This window comes from Streptomyces sp. BBFR2, assembly GCF_044497305.1.
In the GTDB taxonomy this organism is placed as follows: domain Bacteria; phylum Actinomycetota; class Actinomycetes; order Streptomycetales; family Streptomycetaceae; genus Streptomyces.
The window spans coordinates 2,651,713-2,671,301 of sequence record NZ_CP172415.1; the positions used below are offsets into that span (position 1 = coordinate 2,651,713).

Below are 19,589 nucleotides of genomic sequence, written 5' to 3' on the forward strand. Positions count from 1 at the left end.
TACGTCTGCGGGGCCGCCCGCCGCGTCCGGACGGGACGGGCGGCGGACGGACCGGATCGGCCGGCTGCCGGCCGGGAGCGACCGGGAGTCAGCCGGCCAGACCGGCCGAGCGGAACGCGTCCAGGCTCGGGCGGATGGTGGCCGTGGGGCCGGTGGTCGGAGCGACGGCGTCAAGCGTCTTGAGGCCGTCGCCGGTGTTGAGGATGACGGTGGTCAGGGCCGGGTCGAGCAGGCCCGCTTCGAGGAGCTTGCGGGTCACGCCGACGGTCACCCCGCCCGCGGTCTCCGCGAAGATCCCCTCCGTCCGCGCCAGCAGCTTGATCGCGTCCACGACCTGCTCGTCGTCGACATCCTCCACCGCGCCGCCCGTCCGGCGCGCGATGTCGAGGACGTACGGCCCGTCGGCCGGGTTACCGATCGCCAGGGACTTGGCGATGGTGTCGGGCTTCTGCGGGCGGACCACGTCGTGGCCGGCCTTGAACGCCGTCGACACCGGGGAGCAGCCCTCCGCCTGGGCGCCGTAGATCTTGTAGGGCTTGTCCTCGACGAGACCGAGGGCGATCAGCTCCTTCAGCCCCTTGTCGATCTTGGTGAGCTGGGAGCCGGAGGCCACCGGGATGACGATCTGGTCCGGCAGCTCCCAGCCGAGCTGCTCGCAGATCTCGTACGCCAGGGTCTTGGAGCCCTCGCCGTAATAGGGGCGGAGGTTGACGTTGACGAAGCCCCAGCCCTCGCCGAGCGGGTCGCCGATCAGCTCGGAGCAGAAGCGGTTCACGTCGTCGTAGTTGCCCTCGATGCCGACGAGGTCGCCGCCGTAGACCGCGGCCATGACGACCTTCCCGGCCTCCAGGTCGTGCGGGATGAAGACGCAGGAGCGGAAGCCGGCGCGGCGGGCGGCGGCGCCGACGGCACCGGCGAGGTTGCCCGTCGAGGAGCAGGAGAGGGTGGTGAAGCCGAAGGCGCGCGCCGCCTCGACGGCGATGGCGACGACCCGGTCCTTGAAGGAGTGCGTCGGGTTGCCGGAGTCGTCCTTGACGTAGAGGCCGCCGGTGACGCCCAGCTCGCGGGCGAGGTTGTCGGCCTTGACCAGCTTGGTGAAGCCGGGGTTGAGGCTGGGCTTCTCGGCCACGTCCGCGGGGACGGGCAGCAGCGGTGCGTACCGCCAGATGTTGTTCGGACCGGCCTCGATCTGCTTCTTCAGTGCTTCCGGGTCGCCGCTCGGCAGCTCGTACGCCACTTCCAGGGGACCGAAACAGGTCGCACAGGCGAAGATCGGGCCGAGCGGGAAGCGCTCACCGCATTCGCGACAGGACAGAGCGACGGCGGGACCGAGAGTGACGGAGGAAGCGTTTTCGGTAACTTCGACAGTTTGCGCAGCCATGGAGGCGAGGCCCTTTCTCCTCATCTTCCTCGCGGCGCATCTCGCCGCGAGACGGATTTGGCACCTTCCCTAGCCGGGAGCCTCGCGCCGCGTGACGCGGTCGAGACCGGCTGGAGGGTTGCCGGGGCTTCAACGGGCCGTATCCCTCTGCCCCTCTGGATGAGCGGTATGGCGCTGGGAAATCCCAGGCGTTTGTGGTGCGGTGACCCCGGCATGCGGCGGTCATCCGCGTTGTTCAAGACTGTAACCGACGGCACTGACAGGAGAGCCAGCCGTCCGAACCGCGAGATGGATCACATGCGCCGACGAGACGGCGCGCACCGAGGAGTCTGAAGACGTGCTGGAAGAGGTGGAGCGCTGGCTGGGGCGCCGCTCCTGGTCCGCTGCCGACCGGCCGCTGCCGCAGTTGCTGGAGGCCAAACGGCTCAGCGGCCGCACGGTCAGCGTCGTACTGCCCGCACTCGACGAGGAGGCGACGGTCGGCACGATCGTCGCGGCCATCCGGGCCGCCCTGATGACCGAGGAGGTGCCGCTCATCGACGAGCTGGTGGTCCTCGACTCCGGGTCCACCGACCGGACCGCCGAGGTGGCGGCAGCCGCCGGGGCACGGGTGGTGGCGCGGGACGACGTGCTGCCGCGGCTTCCGGCGGTGCCCGGCAAGGGCGAGGTGCTGTGGCGGTCGCTGCTGGTCACCCGCGGCGACATCGTCTGCTTCGTCGACGCGGACCTGCGGGAGTTCTCGCCGGCGTTCGTCTCCGGGATCGTCGGGCCGCTGCTGACCGACCCGGACGTGCAGTTCGTCAAGGCGATGTACGACCGGCCGCTGGAGACCGGCGGCGCGCCCGGTGGCGGCCCCGGGCAGGGCGGCCGGGTCACCGAACTGGTCGCCCGCCCGCTGCTCAACCTCCACTGGCCGCAGCTCGCCGGGTTCGTGCAGCCGCTGGGCGGCGAGTACGCGGCGCGGCGCTCGCTGCTGGAGCGGCTGCCGTTCCCCGTCGGGTACGGCGTCGAGCTGGGGCTGCTGGTCGACGCGTTGCACACGGTCGGTCTGGACGCGCTGGCCCAGGTGGACGTCGGGGTGCGCAAACACCGCCACCAGGACGGTCAGGCGCTGGGCCGGATGGCCGCGGCGATCTACCGCACCGCCCAACTCCGGCTCGCCCGAGGGCACTTGGTGCGTCCGCGGCTGACGCAGTTCGTCCGCGGCGAGAACGGTTTCGTCCCCCGGACGAGCGATGTCGACACGGAGGAGCGGCCCCCGATGGCCGAGGTCCCGGAGTACGCGGAGAGCCGGGCGGCCTGAGGGCGCCGGGGCGGGCTCGTCCGGTGGGGCGACGGCCCGCCCCCGGGTGTCCCTCCCTTGGCCTCATTCGTACGTGTGCGCCGATCCGGTGCGGGCTAGGGTCGCGGCATGGCCTCCGAACACAGCGGTACCGCCCCTGCCCGGACGCCCGCCGCGGAGCGCGGCGCCGGGGTACTCGTCGCGTCCAACCGCGGCCCGGTCTCGTACACCGTCGGCGCGGATGGTGCGCTGAGCGCGAGACGGGGCGGCGGCGGGCTGGTCTCCGGGCTGTCGGCGATCGGGCCGGAGGCGGACGCGGTGTGGGTGTGCGCGGCGCTCGGCGACGGTGACCGGGAGGCCGTACGGCGCGCGGACGGTGAGCTTCCGGTGGCCGACACCGGCGGACAGCGTGTTCTGATGCTGGACATCCCGGCGGAGGTGCACACCGCCGCGTACAACGGCATCGCCAATTCCGTGCTCTGGTTCGTCCACCACATGCTCTACCAGACGCCGCTGGAGCCGTCGTTCGACTCGGATTTCCGGAAGAAGTGGGCGGCGTACGAGGCGTACAACGCGGCGTTCGCGGAGGCGCTGGACCGGGCGGCGGCACCGGGCGCCGCGGTGCTCATCCAGGACTACCACCTGGCGCTGGCCCCGGGGATGCTCCGCGAGCGCCGCCCCGACCTGCGGATCGGTCACTTCTCGCACACCCCGTGGGCGCCGCCGGAGTACTTCGCGCTGCTGCCCGACGACATCCGGGAGCGGCTGATCCGGGGCATGCTCGGCGCCGATCGCGCGGGGTTTCTGACGCGGCGGTGGGCGGCGGCGTTCGTGGCGTGCTGCACGGCCACCCTTCAGGCGCGGTGCGCCGTCCACCATTCGGACGGCGAGGCACCGCACCTCGTCACCGCGCTCCCGGGGAGGGAGCCGCACACCACCCGCGTCGGGGTGCACGGGCTCGGCGCCGACGCGGAGTTCCTGCGGGAGCGGGCGCACCGTCCGGACGTCGAGGAGCGGCTGACGGCGCTGCGCGCGCAGATCGGCGGCGGTGACGGGCCGGACCGGCGCCGCACGATCGTCCGGGTCGACCGCACCGAGCTGTCGAAGAACATCGTCCGCGGACTGCACGCCTACCGCCGGCTGCTGGCGGACCGCCCCGAGTGGCGTGAGCGCGTCGTCCACCTCGCGTTCGCCTACCCCTCACGCCAGGATCTGGCCGTCTACCGGGACTACACCGCCGAGGTGGAGCGGGTCGCCGAGGAGATCAACTCGGCGTACGGCACGCCCGGTTGGCAGCCGGTGGTGCTGCACGTCAAGGACGATTTCGCGCGTTCGCTGGCCGCGTACCGCCTCGCCGACGTGGCCCTCGTCAACCCCATCCGGGACGGCATGAACCTCGTCGCCAAGGAGGTGCCGGTGGTCTCCGACGCCGGGTGCGCGCTGGTCCTCTCCCGGGAGGCGGGCGCCCACGAGGAACTGGGCGAGGACGCGCTGAGCGTCAACCCGTACGACATCAACGCGACGGCGGACGCGCTGCACGAGGCCCTGTCGATGCCCGGGGAGGAACGCGCGGCCCGCTCCGCCCGGTTGGCCGCCGCGGCGACGGCGCTGCCGCCGGACCGGTGGTTCATGGAGCAGTTGACGGCGTTGCGGGGGTAGGACGGGCGGGCCGGTCAGGGCCGGTGGGAGCGGCACCCGGGGGAGGCCCGCCCCGGCGGCTCCAAGGGGCGGTGCGGTGTGGCCGGGGCGGTGCGCCGCGCGGCCCGTCGCTCCGCTACCGCCCCCTGTCACTCCGTTCCGGTCACCCGGTCCGCGAGGGCTTCGAGGAGGGCGACGACGCCGGCCGGGCCGTCGGCCACCAGGTCGGCGCGGGCGGCGAGTTCGGGGACCTCGGTGCTGCCGCTGCAGACCAGCAGGCCGGTGCGGCGGGGTGTGCCGGGGGCGTCGCGGAGGCGGGTGACGGCGTCGAAGGCGGCGAGGTCGCCGAGGTCGTCACCGGCGTAGAGGACGGCCCGGGCGCCGGTCTCGCGGAGCCAGGCGGTGAGGGCGACGCCCTTGTCCACACCGGGCGGACGGAGTTCCAGGACGTAGCGGCCAGGTTCGACGAGGAGACCGTGGCGGGCGGCGAGGGCGGTCAGGGGGGCGCGCAGGGCGGCGAGTGCGCCCTGCGGGTCGGGGGCGCGCCGGGTGTGGACGGCGAGGGCGCGGCCGCCCTTGCGCTCGACGGCGGTGGCCGTCCACGGGCCGCGCCAGACGCCGGACGCGGCGAGGACGCCGGGGAGTTCGGCCTCGGCGGCGGCTACGCCGGGCGGCGGCCCGTCGGCGTGCAGCGCGCCCGTGGCCGCCTCCCAGCGCTCGGCGCCGTAGTGCCCGAGGACGGTGAGACGGTCCAGCCCGGGGGCGCCCGCGACGCCCGCCAGCCGGACGGCGACGGCGGCCGGCCGGCCGGTGATCACGGCGGCGGCCCGCAGCCGGGGCACCAGCCGCCCCAACGCCCGGGCGGCCCCGGGGTACGCCCGCGCCGTCTCCGGATCCTCGACGATCTCCGCGAGCGTCCCGTCGAAGTCCAGCGCGAGCGCGGTCTCCTCCGGGGCCGCCAGCAGCGCGGCCAGCGCGTCCCGCCCGGCTTCGGTACGGGGTACGGGGAGGTCAGGGCCGGTATCGGGGGTGCGGCCCGTACCGGGCGGGGGAACGGGGCCCGGTTCCGGGCCCGGCGAAGGTGCGGCGTCCGGGGAACTGCCCATGGGGCGAGGGTACCGGCGCGGCCCCGCGCCCACCCGGCGTACGGCGGAGACGAGGCGGGAGCCGGGGCGTCGGCCCCGGACGGGGCGGAGACGGGGGCAGGAGCCGGGGCGTCGGCCCCGGACGGGCAAGCGCGGGACGTCGACCGGCCCCGGCCCCTAATCAGCTCAAGGCACCTCGGGCACAGGCCCCGAGCGGCGGATCACCGGCCCGCCCGGACCTTCACCTCCGCCCCCGCTTGGCCTCCCGTATCCGCAGCAGCCGGTTGACGGTGACCGGGTCGTGGCGGCGGGCGCGCGGGTCGTCGAGGAGGGCGTTGAGGAGTTGGTAGTAGTGCGTCGGGGAGAGGCCGAGGTGCTCGCGGATGTAGCGCTCCTTGGGGCCGGACGACGGCCAGGAGCGGCGCTCCACGGCGAGCACCGCCACATCGAGCGCGGAGAGTTCACCCGGCCCTGGCGCCGTCGCGCCGTCCTCGGCGGCGGACGCCGGGCCGCCTTCGGGCGAGGCGGACGCCGGGCCGCCCTCCGGAGCGGAGGCCGGGCCGCTTCCGGGGCCGGACGCCGCCGTGTCCCCCTCGGTGGCGGACGCCGTACCGCCCTCGGGCGAGGCGGGCGCCGGGCTTCCCCCGGGCGGGCCGGTCACCTCCGTGCCACCGTCCGCCCCCGACCCCGTACCGTCCTCACCGCGCGTCACCACGTCCCCCACGATAGGCCCCCGGTCCGACAACCGGGCTGGTCAGGAGCGGAGCGGGAAAACCGCGCCGCGGCCGGGCACCGGCCGGGGCGCGCGCCCCGGGGCTCAGCCACCCGCCGTGTCCGCCGCCTCCGCCGTGTTCTGGAGGTCGGAGAGGATGCTCGCGGGGTCGCCCTTGGGGCCGACCGCCGCGCCCATCTGGGACTTGACGGCCTTGACGACCTCGGGCCAGGAGGTCTTGTTCGCGGGGTAGAACTGGGCCTCACGCAGCGGGCCGACGAAGTCCTGGAGGCGGCCGAAGCGCTGGTCGCCGGCCATCTTCTGGGCGGCCGACGTGGTGACCGGCAGCAGGCCGAAGTCGTGGGAGAAGGCCAGCACGTTGTCGTCGTTGTAGACGAAGTCGAGGAACTTGCCCGCCTGGGTGCGGTGGCCGTTGCGCTTGAAGGCCATCATCCAGTCGGAGACGCCCAGGGTCGACGGGGACGGGCCGCTCACGCCGGGCAGATCGGCGGTGCCGTAGTCCAGGCCCTTCGCCTCCGCCTGCTTGATCAGCGCCGGGTGGCCGTTGAGCATGCCGACCTTGCCGTCGGCGAAGGCGGCGAAGGCGTCCGCGCGGTTGAGGGTGGCCGGGTCGCCGCCGGTCAGCCCCTTGTCGACGAGTTCGTCCCGCAGCCACTTGAACGTCTTGACGTTGGCGGGCGAGTCGATGCCGTACTTGCCGATGTCGTCGGTGTAGCCGCCGCCTCCGCTGAGCATCCAGATCAGCGATTCGGCCTGCGCCTCCTCCGGGCCGAGCGGCAGCGCGTACGGGGTCTTCACCCCGTGGTCCTTCAGGAGCTGGGCGTCCTCGGCGACGTCGTCCCAGGTCTTCGGTGCCTCGGTGATGCCCGCCTCGGCGAAGAGCTTCTTGTTGTAGAAGAGGCGGCGGGTGCTGGCGCCGAAGGGGATGCCGTACTGCGTCCGGCCCACCTCGCCCGATTCGGCGAGCGTGGGCTGGAGGTCGGCCTGGACGGGTATGGAGAGCAGGTCGTCGGCGCTGTAGAGCTGGTCCTGGGCGGCGTAGTCGGCGTACGAACCGGCCTGGGCGAGGTCGGGCGCGTGGCCCTGGTGCACCAGATCGGCGACCTTCTTGTCGACGTCCTTCCAGTTGTAGATGTCGACGTCGACCTTGATGCCCGGGTTCTTCTTCTCGAAGGCGCGGGTCAGCCGGTCCCAGTACTGCTGGGAGCCGGGGCCCGTGCCGTCGCCGTAGTCCGCGGCGACGAGCTTGAGGGTGACGCGGTCGCCCTGTCCGCCGCCGCAGCCGCTCAGGGTGAGGGTCAGGGCGGTGGCGATTCCCGCCGCCGCCAGGCTCGTGTACCGCCGCTGCACTGCTGTTACCGCCCTTTGTCCGGATTGATGGTGGTACCGGGTCCGCCGTACGGCATCGGGGGTCGCCCTCCGCCGCCCGGCGGCATGCGCCCTGGACGGCGTACCGCACACGAGGTCCGCGCCACGGTCCCCGCCGCCGCGCGGCGCCGCCGGACTCCGCAGGTCACTGCGGCCTTACGGCGAACGAACCATGGGGTGGCACCAAGGATAAGGCGAACGGACGGCCAGGCCGTACCGCGAGTGGACTAGACCTTTCGTGCCGGGGCGCGCGAAACTGTTCCCGTGAGACACGTCATCGCCCTCGATGTGGGCGGCACCGGAATGAAAGCCGCCCTCGCGGGGGCGGACGGGACCCTGCTGTACGAGGCGCGGCGCCCCACCGGGCGCGAGCGCGGCACCGACGCCGTGGTCGAGGCCGTCCTCGGCTTCGCCGCGGAGCTGCGCGACATCGGCCGGGCCCGCTTCGGCACGCCCGCGGCCGCCGCCGGCGTCGCCGTCCCCGGCATCGTCGACGAACACACCGGCGTCGCCGCGTACTCCGCCAACCTCGGCTGGCGCGATCTGCCGCTGCGCGATCTGCTCTCCCGGCGGCTGGACGGCATCCCCGTCGCCCTCGGCCACGACGTCCGCACCGGCGGGCTCGCCGAGGGCCGCATCGGCGCCGGGCGGGACGCCGACCGCTTCCTCTTCGTCCCCCTCGGCACCGGCATCGCGGGCGCCATCGGCATCGGGGGCCGCATCGAGACCGGCGCGCACGGCAGCGCGGGCGAGATCGGCCACATCGTCGTCCGCCCCGGCGGGCTGCTCTGCGGCTGCGGGCAGCGCGGCTGTCTGGAGACGGTGGCGTCCGCCGCCGCCGTCGGCCGCGCCTGGGCCGAGGCGTGCGGCGATCCGGCGGCGGGCGCGGCGGACGCGGCGAAGGCCGTGGAGTCCGGTGATCCGCGCGCCGCCGCGGTGTGGCGGGACGCGGTGGACGCGCTCGCCGACGGGCTGGTCACCGGCCTCACCCTGCTCGACCCGCGGACGCTGATCATCGGCGGCGGGCTCGCGGAGGCGGGCGACACGCTCTTCACGCCGCTGCGCGAGGCGGTCGCCGCGCGGGTGACGTTCCAGCGGCTGCCCTCGATCGTCCCGGCGGCGCTGGGTGACGCCGCCGGCTGCCTGGGCGCGGGGCTCCTCGCCTGGGATCTTCTCTCCACGGAGGTATCCGCCTGATGGCACAGCAACAATCCGCGGGCCGTGCCGGTGACCGGCGCACCGTCCTGGCCGGCGCCCGTATCGCGACCCCGGACGGCGTCGTCGAGGACGGCCGGATCACGGTCGAGGGCGACCGCATCGCCGAGGTGTCAGGACCCGCCCCGGACGGCCCCGGGGACGCCGCGGCGGAGCGCGCCGATCTGACGGGCCATCTCGTCGTGCCCGGCTTCGTCGACATGCACGTGCACGGCGGGGGCGGCGGCTCGTTCTCGTCCGCGGACCCCGAGGAGTGCCTGCGGGTCGTCGACGCCCACCGCCGCCACGGCACCACCTCGATGATCGGCTCCACCGTCACCGGCGACCTCGGCGACCTCGCCCGGCAGGCGGCCGTCCTCGCCGACCTGACCGAACAGGGCGACCTCGTCGGCATCCACTTCGAAGGCCCCTTCATCTCCCCGCACCGCTGCGGCGCCCACCAGCCCGGACTGCTGCGCGACCCCGACCCGGCCGACGTCCGCGCCCTCGTCGCCGCCGGCCGCGGCAGCACCCGGATGATGACCCTCGCCCCCGAACTCCCCGGCGGCCTCGACTCCGTACGGCTGCTCGCCGACGCGGGCGTCCTCGCCGCCGTCGGCCACACCGACTCGACGTACGACGCCACCCGCGACGCCGTCGACGCGGGCGCCACCGTCGCCACCCACCTCTTCAACGCGATGCCCGCGCTGGCCCACCGCGCGCCGGGGCCGATCCTGGCGCTGCTGGAGGACGAGCGGGTCACCGTCGAGCTGATCAACGACGGCACCCATCTGCACCCCGCCGTCCTCCAGATGGCCTTCCGGGACGCGGGCGCCGGCCGGGTCGCGTTCATCACCGACGCGATGGGCGCGGCGGGCATGTCCGACGGGATGTACCGCCTCGGCCCGATGTCCGTGGACGTCACCGACGGCGTCGCCCGGATCGCCGACGGCCCCACCGCCGGGTCCATCGCCGGCTCCACCCTCACCCTCGACCGCGCGTTCCGCCGCGCCCTCACCGTCGACAAGCTCACCGTCGACCAGGCCGTACAGGCCCTTTCGGCCAATCCGGCGCGGCTGCTGGGCATCGACGACCGGACCGGTTCGCTGACCGCCGGCAAGGACGCCGATCTGGTCGTCCTGGACGCCGCGTACGAGGTCGTGGGCGTCATGCGGCGCGGTGCCTGGGTGGTCCGCCCGTCCGGCGTCTGACCCGCCGCGGGGCCGGGGCGCCGCCGTACCCCGCCATCCGGGCGGCGGCCCCGCGGCGGCCCCGGGTCTGGGCCAACCGCCGCCGACGATGGCATGATCTCTCGCGCACTTGTCCGTACGCGGCCGCCCGGGGGCGGTTGCCGGTCCGGTGGCCGCCACGGCGGCCGCCCGGCCCACCACCGCCCGGCCACCGGCCGACCGGGCCCGGCGCGGGAGGGAAACATGATCCTCACGGTCACGCTCAACGCCGCCCTCGACCTGACCTACCGGGTGCCCCGCCTGGCCCCGCACACCACCCACCGCGTCACCGACGTGGCCGAACGCCCCGGCGGCAAAGGGCTGAACGTCGCGCGGGTCCTGGCCGCGCTCGGCCACCGCACCGTCGCCACCGGGTTCGCCGGGGGCGGCACCGGGGACGCGCTGCGCGCCCTGCTCACCCAGGAGAGCGATGTCACCGACGCGCTGGTCCCGGTGGGCGGCGCCACCCGCCGCACCGTCGCCGTCGTCGACGCCGCCACCGGCGACACCACCCAGCTCAACGAACCGGGCCCGGTCATCTCCCCCGCCGAGTGGCACACCTTCCTCGGCACCTACCGCGAGCTGCTGGCCGACGCGGACGCGGTGGCGCTCTGCGGCTCCCTGCCACCGGGCGTCCCCGTCGACGTCTACGCCCGGCTGACCCGCGCCGCCCGCACCGCCGGGGTCCCGGTCCTCCTCGACACCAGCGGCGAACCGCTCCGCCGCGGTCTCGCCGCCCGCCCCGACCTCGCCAAGCCCAACGCCGACGAACTCGCCGCGCTCACCGGCACCACCGAACCGCTGCGCGCCGCCCGCGACGCCCGCCGCCGCGGCGCGCACACCGTCGCCGCGTCCCTGGGCCCGGACGGCATGCTCGCGGTCACCGCCGACGGCGCCTGGCAGGCGGCCCCGCCGCGCCGGATCGCCGGGAACCCCACGGGCGCCGGCGACTCCGCGGTGGCCGGCCTGCTCTCCGGCCTGGTCGAAGGGTTGTCATGGCCCGATCGCCTGGCGCGCGCGGTCGCGCTGTCCGCCGCGACGGTACGGGCCGCGGCCGCCGGGGAGTTCGACGCGGCGACCTACGTGGAGCTGCTGCCCGAGGTACCGGTGACGGAACTGCCCGTCCCGGCCGCACCGGGACGCTGACCGGCCCGGCCCCGGGGACGAGCGGCGGTCAGGAGATCTTCTTCTCCAGCCATAGCTGGTCGATGTTGACGTCGCACTTGTTGCCGTCCTCGCAGGAGAGCGTGACGGTGTTGGTGCCCTTGTTGAGGGGCACCCGCTGCCAGGTCTTCGTCCACTTGTCCCAGGAGCCTTCTTCGGCGTTCGCGAAGTTGCCCATGTTGAGCGGCCGGGAGTCCCGCTTGCCGTTGACCGTCAGCGTGAGGTTCTGGTCCTTGCCCGGCACGCCGTAGCCGACCCACATCTTGTACGCGCCGTCCTCCTCGACGTTCAGCGTCCACGTCGCCGACGCGCCGGGGGTGTTCATCCCGCCGACGTAGACCCCGCCGGCCGAACGGGCCCCGGGGACATCCTTGGAGGTGGTGGCGGTGCCGCCGAGCTTCAGGCTGCCCGCGTCGTCCTTGGGCAGCGGCGCCTTGCTGGGCTTCTCGCTGGGCTTGTCGGCCGGCTCCTCGGAGGTGCTCACCGTCGCGCTCGGCCGGGCCTTGTCGCCGGTGTCCTTCTCCGAGTTCGTCAGCATCACGACGCCGATCGCTATGCACACCACGCCCACCACGGCGACCGCGCCGATCAGCAGGCCCTTGTGGTTGCGCTGCGGCGGCGGGGGCGGACCGGCCGGCGCGGCACGCCGCTCACCGCCGGGCAGCGTCTCGGGCGCCGCGTAGGAGGCGTTCGGCCGGCCGTATCCGGGCTGCTGGGACGCGCCGTACTGCCGCTCGCCGACCGCGCGGACCTGGTTGTAGGAGGTGCGGGGAACGCCCTGCTGCCGCGTCGCGCCGTCGCCGCCGCCCTCGCCGCCTTCCGAGCGGTAGAGGTACCCGAACGGGTCGTCGTTCTCCGGCGTGTCCGAGCCCGTGTTGCCGGCCGTCATTGCGTGTCACTCCCCAGCGATGATCTGTATCGCGTCCGGATGCCCCTATGGTTCTCCGCGCGTTCCTGCACTTTCCGAGCCCCCGGCGGCACCGCGCCGCATCGGCGCAGCCTACCCCGTTCGCACCACACCACGCCGGGCCCGTTCAGGGCACAAGATCGCTACGGATCGGTGAACGACGGGTGCCCGTCCCCGGGCCCGTGACGGGCGGTACGGGGCGGGATCCCGGCCCCGTCACGCACGGCCCGGGGCGGGGTACCGGTCTCGAAGGCCGCGCCCGGGAGGCCCGCGGCGGGCCGGGTCGCGGCACCCCGGCGGTCACCCCGCCCGGCGGTTCGCCTTCGCCCGGGACCGCTTCTCGACGTACATCCGCTGGTCGGCGGATTGCAGCACTTCCTCGGCGGTCATCCCGCATCCGGCCCAGCTGATGCCGAAGCTGGCGCCGACCCGGACCGCGCGGCCGTCCACCCGGATCGGCGGGATGATCGCGTTCCGCAGCCGCACCGCGAGGTCCTGGGCGTCGGCGGTGCCCAGCCCGTCGGCGAGGACCACGAACTCGTCACCGCCGAGCCGGGCGACGGTGTCGCCGTCCCGGACGCCGCTGGTCAGCCGCCTGGCGACCTCGATGAGCACCGCGTCGCCGGTGTGGTGACCGAACCGGTCGTTGATCGACTTGAAGCCGTCGAGGTCGCAGAAGAGGACCGCGAGCCCCTTGGAACCGTCGTCCGCCGGCCCCTCCGAAGGCGCGATGGTGTGCACATGGTGGTCGTACGGCAGCGCCCCGCCGAGGCTCTGCTCCATGCCCTCCAGCCCCTCGTACGCCTCGGCGCCCTCCGCCGGGAAGGGGGACGGATCCCCGGCACCGGCGAAGACGGCGGCGGAGACCGCGTACGCGTCGGCGGCGTCGCCCGGCGCCCGCCCGCAGAGCCGCGCGCTGAGGCGGGCCCGCAGCTCGGCGCTGTTGGGCAGACCGGTCAGCGCGTCGTGGCTGGCGCGGTGGGCGAGCTGCAGCTCGTGCCGCTTGCGCTCCTCGATGTCCTCGACGTGCGTGAGCAGGAACCGCGGCCCGTCGGCGGTGTCGGCGACGACGGAGTTGCGCAGCGAGACCCAGATGTACGTGCCGTCCCGGCGGGCCAGCCGCAGCTCGGCGCGGCCCCCCTCGGCGGAGGTGCGCAGCAGCAGGCCGATGTCGTCGGGGTGGACGAGGTCGGAGAAGGAGTAGCGGCGCATCGCGGAGGCGGGGCGGCCCAGCAGCCGGCAGAGCGCGTCATTGGTGCGCAGCAGCCGTCCGTGCTGGTCACCGCCCATCTCGGCGACGGCCATCCCGCTCGGCGCGTACTCGAACGCCTGCCGGAAGGACTCCTCGCTGGCCCGCAGCGCCTGCTGCTCACGCTCCAGCCGGACCAGCGCCCGCTGCATGTTGGACCGCAGCCGGGCGTTGCTGATCGCCACGGCGGACTGGAACGCGTACATCTGGAGCGCCTCGCGGGCCCAGGCGCCGGGACGGCGGCCGTTGCGCGGCCGGTCCACGGAGATCACGCCGAGCAGCTCACCGCCGCCGTCGGGTGAGGTGTGCATGGGGGCGAAGAGCCGGTCCTTGGGGTGCCACGCGCCGCTGAAGCCGGGGTCGGCGCCGCCGGTGTGCCACTGCGGGACGTCGTCGTCGTCCAGCACCCAGCCCTCGGTGTACGGCACGAAGCACAGCGTGCCCCAGCGCTCCCCCATGGACAGCCGCCGCTCCCAGGAGTCACGCGAGCCGATCCGCCCGGCCATCAGCGCCTCGGCGCCCGCGCTCCCGGCGACCGCGGCCACCACCAGATCACCGTCCGGCCGTACGAGGTTGACCGCGGCCAGCTCGAACCCGAGCCCGGTGGTCACTCCGTCCGCGACGGTCTGCAAGGTGTCCGCCAGGCTACGAGCGGTGTTCAGCTCGGCGACCGCCTGGTGTAGCTGCCGCAAGGTCGTCAGGCGGACATACGGCTCCGACTCGGCCTCCATCGCTCGCTCTCCCTGAGACCTCGACAGCAACTCCACGCTTCTTTGTCGTCCGTTTCCACGGCCACTGAATCACAGTGAGCTGCCCACTCGGTACACAGGGTCAACAATTACCGCATGCTGTGACTCAAGTCACAGGCTGTGACGTGTAGTTGAGAGCCACCGCGGGAAACGGAGAACCGCCCGTTCCGCACTTCCTGAACGCAAATTCCGCGAATCGCCGGGCCGGTGGTCTCTCCGTCGCCGGACCTAGGCCACAGGTGGTCCCGGGGCCCGATGCGTGACGCTACCGCCCGGCGCTAGCGTTCATGGCGTGTTCACGAAAAGCCCCGCCGCCGTATCCGCCGATCCGCCCGCCCCCGCCCCCACCGTCAGCCTCGCGGCCGTGCCGGGAGGCGGTCCGGTCCCGCATTCTGGTGGGGTGAGTGACGACGAGTTCCGCGCCGCCCTGTCCCGCCTCGCCGCCGGCGTGGTGGTCATCACCGCGCACGATCCGGACGGCGGACCGCGGGGCGAGGACGCCGGCATGACCGCCACGGCGTTCGTCTCGGTCTCCCTGGAGCCGCCACTGGTGATGGTGAGCGTTCGCAACGACTCCCGGATGGACGACCTGCTGGCGCAACAGCCCCTCTGGGCGGTTTCGGTCCTGTCGGAGGGCCAACGCCACATCGCGGGATGTTTCGCCATGAAGGGCCGCATCAGCGACCGGCTGCTCTTCGCGGACATCGCTCACGTACGGGGCGAGGCGAGCGGCGCGCCGCTCATCGACGGCGCCCTCGCGACCCTGGAGTGCCGCACGGAGCAGCGCGTCGTGGCGGGCGATCACACCCTCGTCATCGGCCGCGTCCTGACCGCCACCGCGCCCGCCGAGGACGGCGGTCCGCTGGCGTACTTCCGCGGGAAGTACCGGCGTCTGGGCTGAGCCGCCGCGTCCGGTCAGTCCCAGCCGCGACCCGAACGGCCCTTCTTGGCGTCGCCGCGCTGCTTCTTCTCCCGCAGCCGCCGCTCGTTGATGCCGCGGGGGACGCGCGCCTTCCGCCGCTGCTTGGGCGGCGGCGCGGTCGCCTCCGCGAGCAGCGAGGCCAGCCGTACGGCCGCGGTCTCGCGGTTGCGCCACTGGGAGCGGTGGTCGGAGGCGCGGACGGAGAGCACCCCACCGGTCAGCCGGTGTGCCAGCCGTTCCAGTGCGCGCTCCTTCCACACCTCGGGCAGCGCCTGCGTACGGCCGAGGTCGAAGCGCAACTCGACCTGGCTGTCGCTGGTGTTGACGTGCTGGCCGCCCGGACCCGAGGACCGCGAGAAGCGCCAGACCAGCTCGGCCTCGGGAAGAACGACCGCACCGCGGATGACATAGGGCCCGGACATGCCCCTATGGTCGCGCGTTCCGCGCCCCTGGTCATCCGCATTTCCCGGCGGGCCGCGCCGGGACCGGGCGCCCGCGCGCACGCCCCGGCGCCTCGGCCCTTCGGGGGAAAAACCAACCGCAAAGAAAGTAAAGGGAGCTGGAACCTCCCGCCCCCTCGCTCGCGTTCAGTGGGGAAACGGTAGCTTCGTGCGCAGTACGGAGCCCGATGCTTCAACGAGGGAAAGAGGGACATCCCATGGCTGTAAGCCTGTCCAAGGGCGGCAACGTCTCGCTCACCAAGGAGGCGCCCGGTCTCACCGCCGTCACGGTCGGCCTCGGTTGGGACGTCCGCACCACCACCGGCACCGACTTCGACCTCGACGCCAGCGCCATCGCGGTCAACCCGAGCGGCAAGGTCTACTCCGACGCCCACTTCGTCTTCTTCAACAACAAGGCGACGCCGGACCAGTCCATCGTCCACACCGGTGACAACACCACCGGCCAGGGCGAGGGCGACGACGAGTCCATCAACGTCAACCTCGCCGCGCTGCCCGCCGACATCGACAAGATCGTCTTCCCGGTCTCGATCTACGACGCGGAGAGCCGCAGCCAGAACTTCGGCCAGGTGCGGAACGCCTACATCCGCATCGTCAACCAGGCCGGTGGCGCGGAGGTCGCCCGCTACGACCTGAGCGAGGACGCCGCCACCGAGACCGCCATGGTCTTCGGCGAGCTGTACCGCAACGGCGCCGACTGGAAGTTCCGCGCCGTGGGCCAGGGCTACGCCTCGGGCCTGGCCGGCATCGCCCAGGACTTCGGCGTCAACGTCTGACCCGCCGGGCAGCGGCGGGCCGCCCGCACGGCTCCGGCCCGCCGCACCGTCCGACCCCCGCGGGGACGGCTTCCCCGCACCACGGAAACCCCGTGCGCCTGAACGCCCGCGCCCCTGAATTCCCGCGCGCCGGGCGGCCGGTCGCGGGCCCCGGCCCGGGGTGAGGCGAGAGCACCGCCCGCCCCGACGACAGATGCCGTGGGCGCCCCTATGGCGCCGCCACCGCCGCGCCGCGCGCCTTTCCGGTGACGCTTCAGGCGCCGTGCCGTGTGCGCCGATCGATGCCGCCGCTCCCGTAAGACGGTGAACGCGGGCCGCGCCGGAGCGCGGCCGCTCGCGGAACATCCGGATGATCCGGGCCGCGGGAGTCCACCCCGCCTCTTCCCCTCTGCTCCACGCAGCCCTCCTTCCCCGTACGTATCTACGCGGCGGCGGACCCGTGAGGGACGGCCGCCCGTACCGGCGGCACCGGTGCCGCCCCTTCGTCCGGGGCGCCTTCGGGGGTGGCCGCGCGGACGACGTCCTCCATCGCCAGGCCGAGCGTGCCGGCCAGTGCGGCGATCGTGAAGAACGCGGGCGTCGGCACCCGTCCGGTCTCGATCTTCCGCAGCGTCTCGGCCGACAGTCCGGCCACCGCCGCGACCTCGACCATGCTGCGCTCGCCGCGCGCCGCACGCAGCAGCGCACCGAGCCGTTCGCCGCGTTCGCGTTCCCAGGGAGTCAGTGGAGTTCGCACCATGAGCGTGATACTAATACCGGTAATCCAATACCGGTAAAGAAATACCGCTCTGGTGTCGCTTCCGCTGCGCGCCGTCCCTACGGGCCCGGCCTCCGGGCCCTTGTCCCGTATGCCCGGGCTCCGGGCTCCGGGCTCCGGGCTCCGGGCTCCGGGGTGAGCGTCGGATGGGCGGCGGCGTCGGCGGTTCCGGTGCGCGAGTTCCACGGAAGGCATCAACACGATGGTCGAGATCAAAACCGATGCGGCGATGGACGCGATGCGCGTGGCCGGGCGGGTCGTGGCCGACGCGCTCGCCGCCGCCCGCGCGGCCGCCGCGCCCGGCGTACGGCTGCGGGAGCTGGACGAGGCGGCCCGTACCGTCCTGGACGAGGCCGGCGCCACCTCCCCGTTCCTCGGCTACCGGCCGTCCTTCGCCCCGACCCCGTTCCCCGCCGTGCTCTGCGCGTCCGTCAACGACGCGGTCGTGCACGGCATCCCGGACGAGACCCGGCTGCGCGACGGCGATGTGGTCAGCATCGACTGCGGCGCCGTCGTGGACGGCTGGGCGGGCGACGCCGCCGTCAGCTTCCCCATCGGCACGCCGAGCCCGGAGGACCAGCGGCTGCTCGACACCACCCGGCAGGCCCTCGAAGCGGCCATCGCCGTGGCGGTGCCCGGCGGGCGGATGGGCGATATCGCGCACGCCGTCGGCAGCGTCGGCCGGGCCGCCGGCTACGGCATCCTGGAGGGGTACGGCGGCCACGGCATCGGCCGCGCGATGCACGAGGACCCGCCCGTCCCCAACGAGGGCCGCCCCGGCCGCGGTTTCCGCCTGCGGCACGGTCTGGTCCTCGCCATCGAGCCGATGTTCCTCGCCGGCGGCAAGGACGCGTTCGTCACCGCCCCCGACGGCTGGACGCTGCGCTCCGCGGACGGCAGCCGCGCCGCCCACTTCGAACACACCGTGGCCATCACGGACGACGGCCCGCGCGTCCTGACCCTGCCGTAGCGGACCCCGCCCACCGCCGGAGCCCTCGTGAACCGGTCGGGCGGGGCGCCGCCGCAGCCGCCCGTGACGCCCGGCCTCCTTGAGCCGGGCGGGCGGGGCGCCGCCGTACGGCGTGACCCGCGCCCCGGCCCCCGGCACCTCCGTACGGCGCGGGCAGGGACATCGACGCCGCGGCCTCCCCGCCGCGGGCCCGCTCCGGCCATGACACCATCGGCACCGTGATCGACCTCGGCTACTCGCTCTCCCGCCGCTTCCCGGATCCCCCGCAGACCGACTACCGGACCGCGGACGTCCACACTCTGCGGCACGACCTCTTCTGCGGTGACGTCTACCTCGCGGACACCCGGGAGGACCGTGAGGTGTCCACGGCCTGGGGCTGGGTGCCGGTGCTCGACTTCGCGTGGGCGCTGTGCGACATCGTCGAGCAGTTGGACACCGACCCGCGGGGCAACAGGTCGGCCCGCCCGGTCCGCGCCGAGCTGGACTTCACGGAGTCCGCCGACCGGATGCTCTTCGAGCGGCGCTTCGGCTGGGTCGAGGTCACCGCCGACTGGATGACGACGGACGAACCCCCGCTCGTCCTCAACCACACCGCCCTGCGCCGCGAGGCCCGCGACTTCCTCCACGACCTGATCGCCGACCTCGGCGACATGCACGACGGCCTCACCGACAACCCCGCCATCTGGGCACTCCAGTCCCGCTTCCCCCGGGTCTGACCTGCGCGCCGCCCTCACGGGCGGTGCCTGCCGGGAGTCGCACGGCCGGTCCGTGGAGGCTGGGGTGCCGGGTGCGGAGGCTGACGCAGCGGGACGCGTTCGGGGCCGTTCGGCCTGGCCGCAGCCGGCGCGTACGTGCGTCCTGCCTGGCGGGGCCGGTACGTACGGGGCGTCTCGGCCTGCCTCCGACAGGCCGCACGGAGCGTTCGGCCTGGCCAGGGCCGGTGCGTACGTGTTTCCTGTCCGGCCGGGGGCGGTGCGTTCGTGTCCCCTGTCCGGCCAGGGCCGATGCGTACGGCTCGGTCGCCGTCGCCCCTGGCCGGGCGAGGCCCGCGCCGCGCTCGGCCCGCAGGCCGCGGGCACGGGGCACGGGGCGCGGGCCGTACGTTCTCATTCCGTGAGGCGTGCGATCCAGGGATGCGGCGCCCCGTACGTCCGGGTGATCGCTTCGGCGAGCCACCGCCGTTGCGGGGTGGTGAGGACGGGCAGGGCGGCGCGGAAGTCCGTCTCGTCCTTGGGGCGCGGGGCCTGGGCCTTGTAGTAGAGCTGCACCTCGGGCGTGAGGAACGGGATGGTGTCCGCGGACGACGGTGAGCCCGTCAGCGCGTCGAGGGGTCTGCGCACTCCGGGGTCGCGCCGGGAGACCCACTCCTCACCCCGGGACTCGTCCAGCATCACCTGGAGGCGCCATGGCGCCCGCGGGCCCGGGCGGCACCAGATGTCGTGCACCCGCGCGGGCAGGGTTTCGCCCGGCAGCCACGGGCGCAGCCGTCCCGGCGGGTCGGCGGCCCACCACTCCCAGTCCGGCAGGGCCCGCTGCACCACGAGGTGATCACGCCGCAACAGCAGCACATCGAGGTCGGCGTGGTCACGGAACCGCCGGCCCACCGCCCGCTCGATCGCGAACCCTCCGGCCACCCACCAGCGGCAGCCGTGACCACCGAAGGCGACGGCAGCCTCGGCGGGCGAGGCGGGGTCCCAATGGCTCAAGTCACCGGGGGTGCGGGGAGT

Annotated in this window: 18 protein-coding genes and 1 riboswitch; of the genes, 9 read left to right on the forward strand and 9 right to left on the reverse strand. The window is 74.1% G+C overall.

Translation table 11 applies throughout. The annotated features are described in order from the left end of the window. Nucleotides 1-88 precede the first annotated feature (88 nt). Entirely contained in the window at nt 89-1,381 is a 1,293-nt protein-coding gene (gene thrC / locus ACGH2B_RS10055; RefSeq protein ID WP_399087181.1) for a threonine synthase, read from the reverse strand. 17 nt (nt 1,382-1,398) lie between these two features. Beyond that, nucleotides 1,399-1,547: riboswitch (SAM riboswitch) on the reverse strand. A gap of 171 nt (nt 1,548-1,718) precedes the next feature. On the opposite strand from thrC, the gene ACGH2B_RS10060 reads away from it, so the two are divergent. Together ACGH2B_RS10060 and ACGH2B_RS10065 are read left to right on the forward strand one after the other, a co-directional pair. Next, the gene (locus ACGH2B_RS10060) at nt 1,719-2,684 is read left to right on the forward strand and encodes a glucosyl-3-phosphoglycerate synthase (RefSeq protein WP_399087183.1); all 966 of its coding nucleotides are present in this window, start codon (nt 1,719-1,721) and stop codon (nt 2,682-2,684) included. 108 nt (nt 2,685-2,792) lie between these two features. Beyond that, complete coding sequence (locus ACGH2B_RS10065) at nt 2,793-4,322, forward strand: trehalose-6-phosphate synthase (RefSeq protein WP_399087185.1); 1,530 nt, start codon at nt 2,793-2,795, stop codon at nt 4,320-4,322. A 128-nt stretch (nt 4,323-4,450) separates the two neighbouring features. Here ACGH2B_RS10065 and otsB read toward each other — a convergent pair whose 3' ends face one another. The 3 genes from otsB to ACGH2B_RS10080 form a co-directional block, all read right to left on the reverse strand. Next, the gene (gene otsB / locus ACGH2B_RS10070) at nt 4,451-5,407 is read right to left on the reverse strand and encodes a trehalose-phosphatase (RefSeq protein ID WP_399087187.1); all 957 of its coding nucleotides are present in this window, start codon (nt 5,405-5,407) and stop codon (nt 4,451-4,453) included. A gap of 220 nt (nt 5,408-5,627) precedes the next feature. Beyond that, nucleotides 5,628-6,101, reverse strand: a complete 474-nt coding sequence (locus tag ACGH2B_RS10075; protein WP_399087189.1) for a DUF3263 domain-containing protein — start codon at nt 6,099-6,101, stop codon at nt 5,628-5,630. Nucleotides 6,102-6,203: 102 nt separating this feature from the next. Further along, complete coding sequence (locus tag ACGH2B_RS10080) at nt 6,204-7,469, reverse strand: extracellular solute-binding protein (protein ID WP_399087191.1); 1,266 nt, start codon at nt 7,467-7,469, stop codon at nt 6,204-6,206. 282 nt (nt 7,470-7,751) lie between these two features. Here ACGH2B_RS10080 and ACGH2B_RS10085 point away from each other — a divergent pair, with 282 nt between their 5' ends. From ACGH2B_RS10085 to ACGH2B_RS10095, 3 genes are all read left to right on the forward strand, one after another. After that, nucleotides 7,752-8,684, forward strand: a complete 933-nt coding sequence (locus tag ACGH2B_RS10085; protein WP_399087193.1) for an ROK family protein — start codon at nt 7,752-7,754, stop codon at nt 8,682-8,684. After that, nucleotides 8,684-9,892, forward strand: coding sequence for an N-acetylglucosamine-6-phosphate deacetylase (nagA, locus tag ACGH2B_RS10090; RefSeq protein ID WP_399087195.1), 1,209 nt, complete (start codon nt 8,684-8,686; stop codon nt 9,890-9,892). The genes ACGH2B_RS10085 and nagA overlap by 1 nt, the downstream gene beginning before the upstream one ends. 222 nt (nt 9,893-10,114) lie before the next feature. Next, on the forward strand, nt 10,115-11,056 hold the full coding sequence (locus ACGH2B_RS10095; RefSeq protein ID WP_399087197.1) for a 1-phosphofructokinase family hexose kinase: 942 nt from the start codon (nt 10,115-10,117) through the stop codon (nt 11,054-11,056). Nucleotides 11,057-11,084: 28 nt separating this feature from the next. Here ACGH2B_RS10095 and ACGH2B_RS10100 read toward each other — a convergent pair whose 3' ends face one another. Next, entirely contained in the window at nt 11,085-11,963 is an 879-nt protein-coding gene (locus ACGH2B_RS10100) for a carbohydrate-binding protein (protein ID WP_399087199.1), read from the reverse strand. Nucleotides 11,964-12,281: 318 nt separating this feature from the next. Then, a complete protein-coding gene (gene cdgB / locus ACGH2B_RS10105; protein WP_399087200.1) occupies nt 12,282-13,961 on the reverse strand; it encodes a diguanylate cyclase CdgB in 1,680 nt (559 codons plus the stop codon). Between the two features lie 310 nt (nt 13,962-14,271). Between cdgB and ACGH2B_RS10110 the strand changes: the two genes are divergently transcribed. Next, nucleotides 14,272-14,880: a flavin reductase family protein gene (locus ACGH2B_RS10110; RefSeq protein WP_399087202.1), complete on the forward strand. Its 609-nt coding sequence runs from the start codon at nt 14,272-14,274 to the stop codon at nt 14,878-14,880. Nucleotides 14,881-14,894: 14 nt separating this feature from the next. Here the strand turns inward: ACGH2B_RS10110 and arfB are convergent, their stop codons facing one another. Continuing rightward, a complete protein-coding gene (gene arfB / locus ACGH2B_RS10115) occupies nt 14,895-15,323 on the reverse strand; it encodes an alternative ribosome rescue aminoacyl-tRNA hydrolase ArfB (RefSeq protein WP_399087204.1) in 429 nt (142 codons plus the stop codon). A 236-nt stretch (nt 15,324-15,559) separates the two neighbouring features. On the opposite strand from arfB, the gene ACGH2B_RS10120 reads away from it, so the two are divergent. Next, a complete protein-coding gene (locus tag ACGH2B_RS10120) occupies nt 15,560-16,135 on the forward strand; it encodes a TerD family protein (protein WP_399087206.1) in 576 nt (191 codons plus the stop codon). Nucleotides 16,136-16,556: 421 nt separating this feature from the next. Here ACGH2B_RS10120 and ACGH2B_RS10125 read toward each other — a convergent pair whose 3' ends face one another. After that, a complete protein-coding gene (locus ACGH2B_RS10125; protein ID WP_399087208.1) occupies nt 16,557-16,874 on the reverse strand; it encodes a helix-turn-helix domain-containing protein in 318 nt (105 codons plus the stop codon). Nucleotides 16,875-17,094: 220 nt separating this feature from the next. On the opposite strand from ACGH2B_RS10125, the gene map reads away from it, so the two are divergent. Both map and ACGH2B_RS10135 read left to right on the forward strand, forming a co-directional pair. Then, nucleotides 17,095-17,862: a type I methionyl aminopeptidase gene (gene map, locus ACGH2B_RS10130; protein WP_399087210.1), complete on the forward strand. Its 768-nt coding sequence runs from the start codon at nt 17,095-17,097 to the stop codon at nt 17,860-17,862. 218 nt (nt 17,863-18,080) lie between these two features. Beyond that, a complete protein-coding gene (locus ACGH2B_RS10135; RefSeq protein WP_399087212.1) occupies nt 18,081-18,578 on the forward strand; it encodes a hypothetical protein in 498 nt (165 codons plus the stop codon). Nucleotides 18,579-18,968: 390 nt separating this feature from the next. Here ACGH2B_RS10135 and ACGH2B_RS10140 read toward each other — a convergent pair whose 3' ends face one another. Beyond that, on the reverse strand, nt 18,969-19,568 hold the full coding sequence (locus ACGH2B_RS10140; RefSeq protein ID WP_399087214.1) for a nucleotidyltransferase domain-containing protein: 600 nt from the start codon (nt 19,566-19,568) through the stop codon (nt 18,969-18,971). Nucleotides 19,569-19,589: the final 21 nt, after the last annotated feature.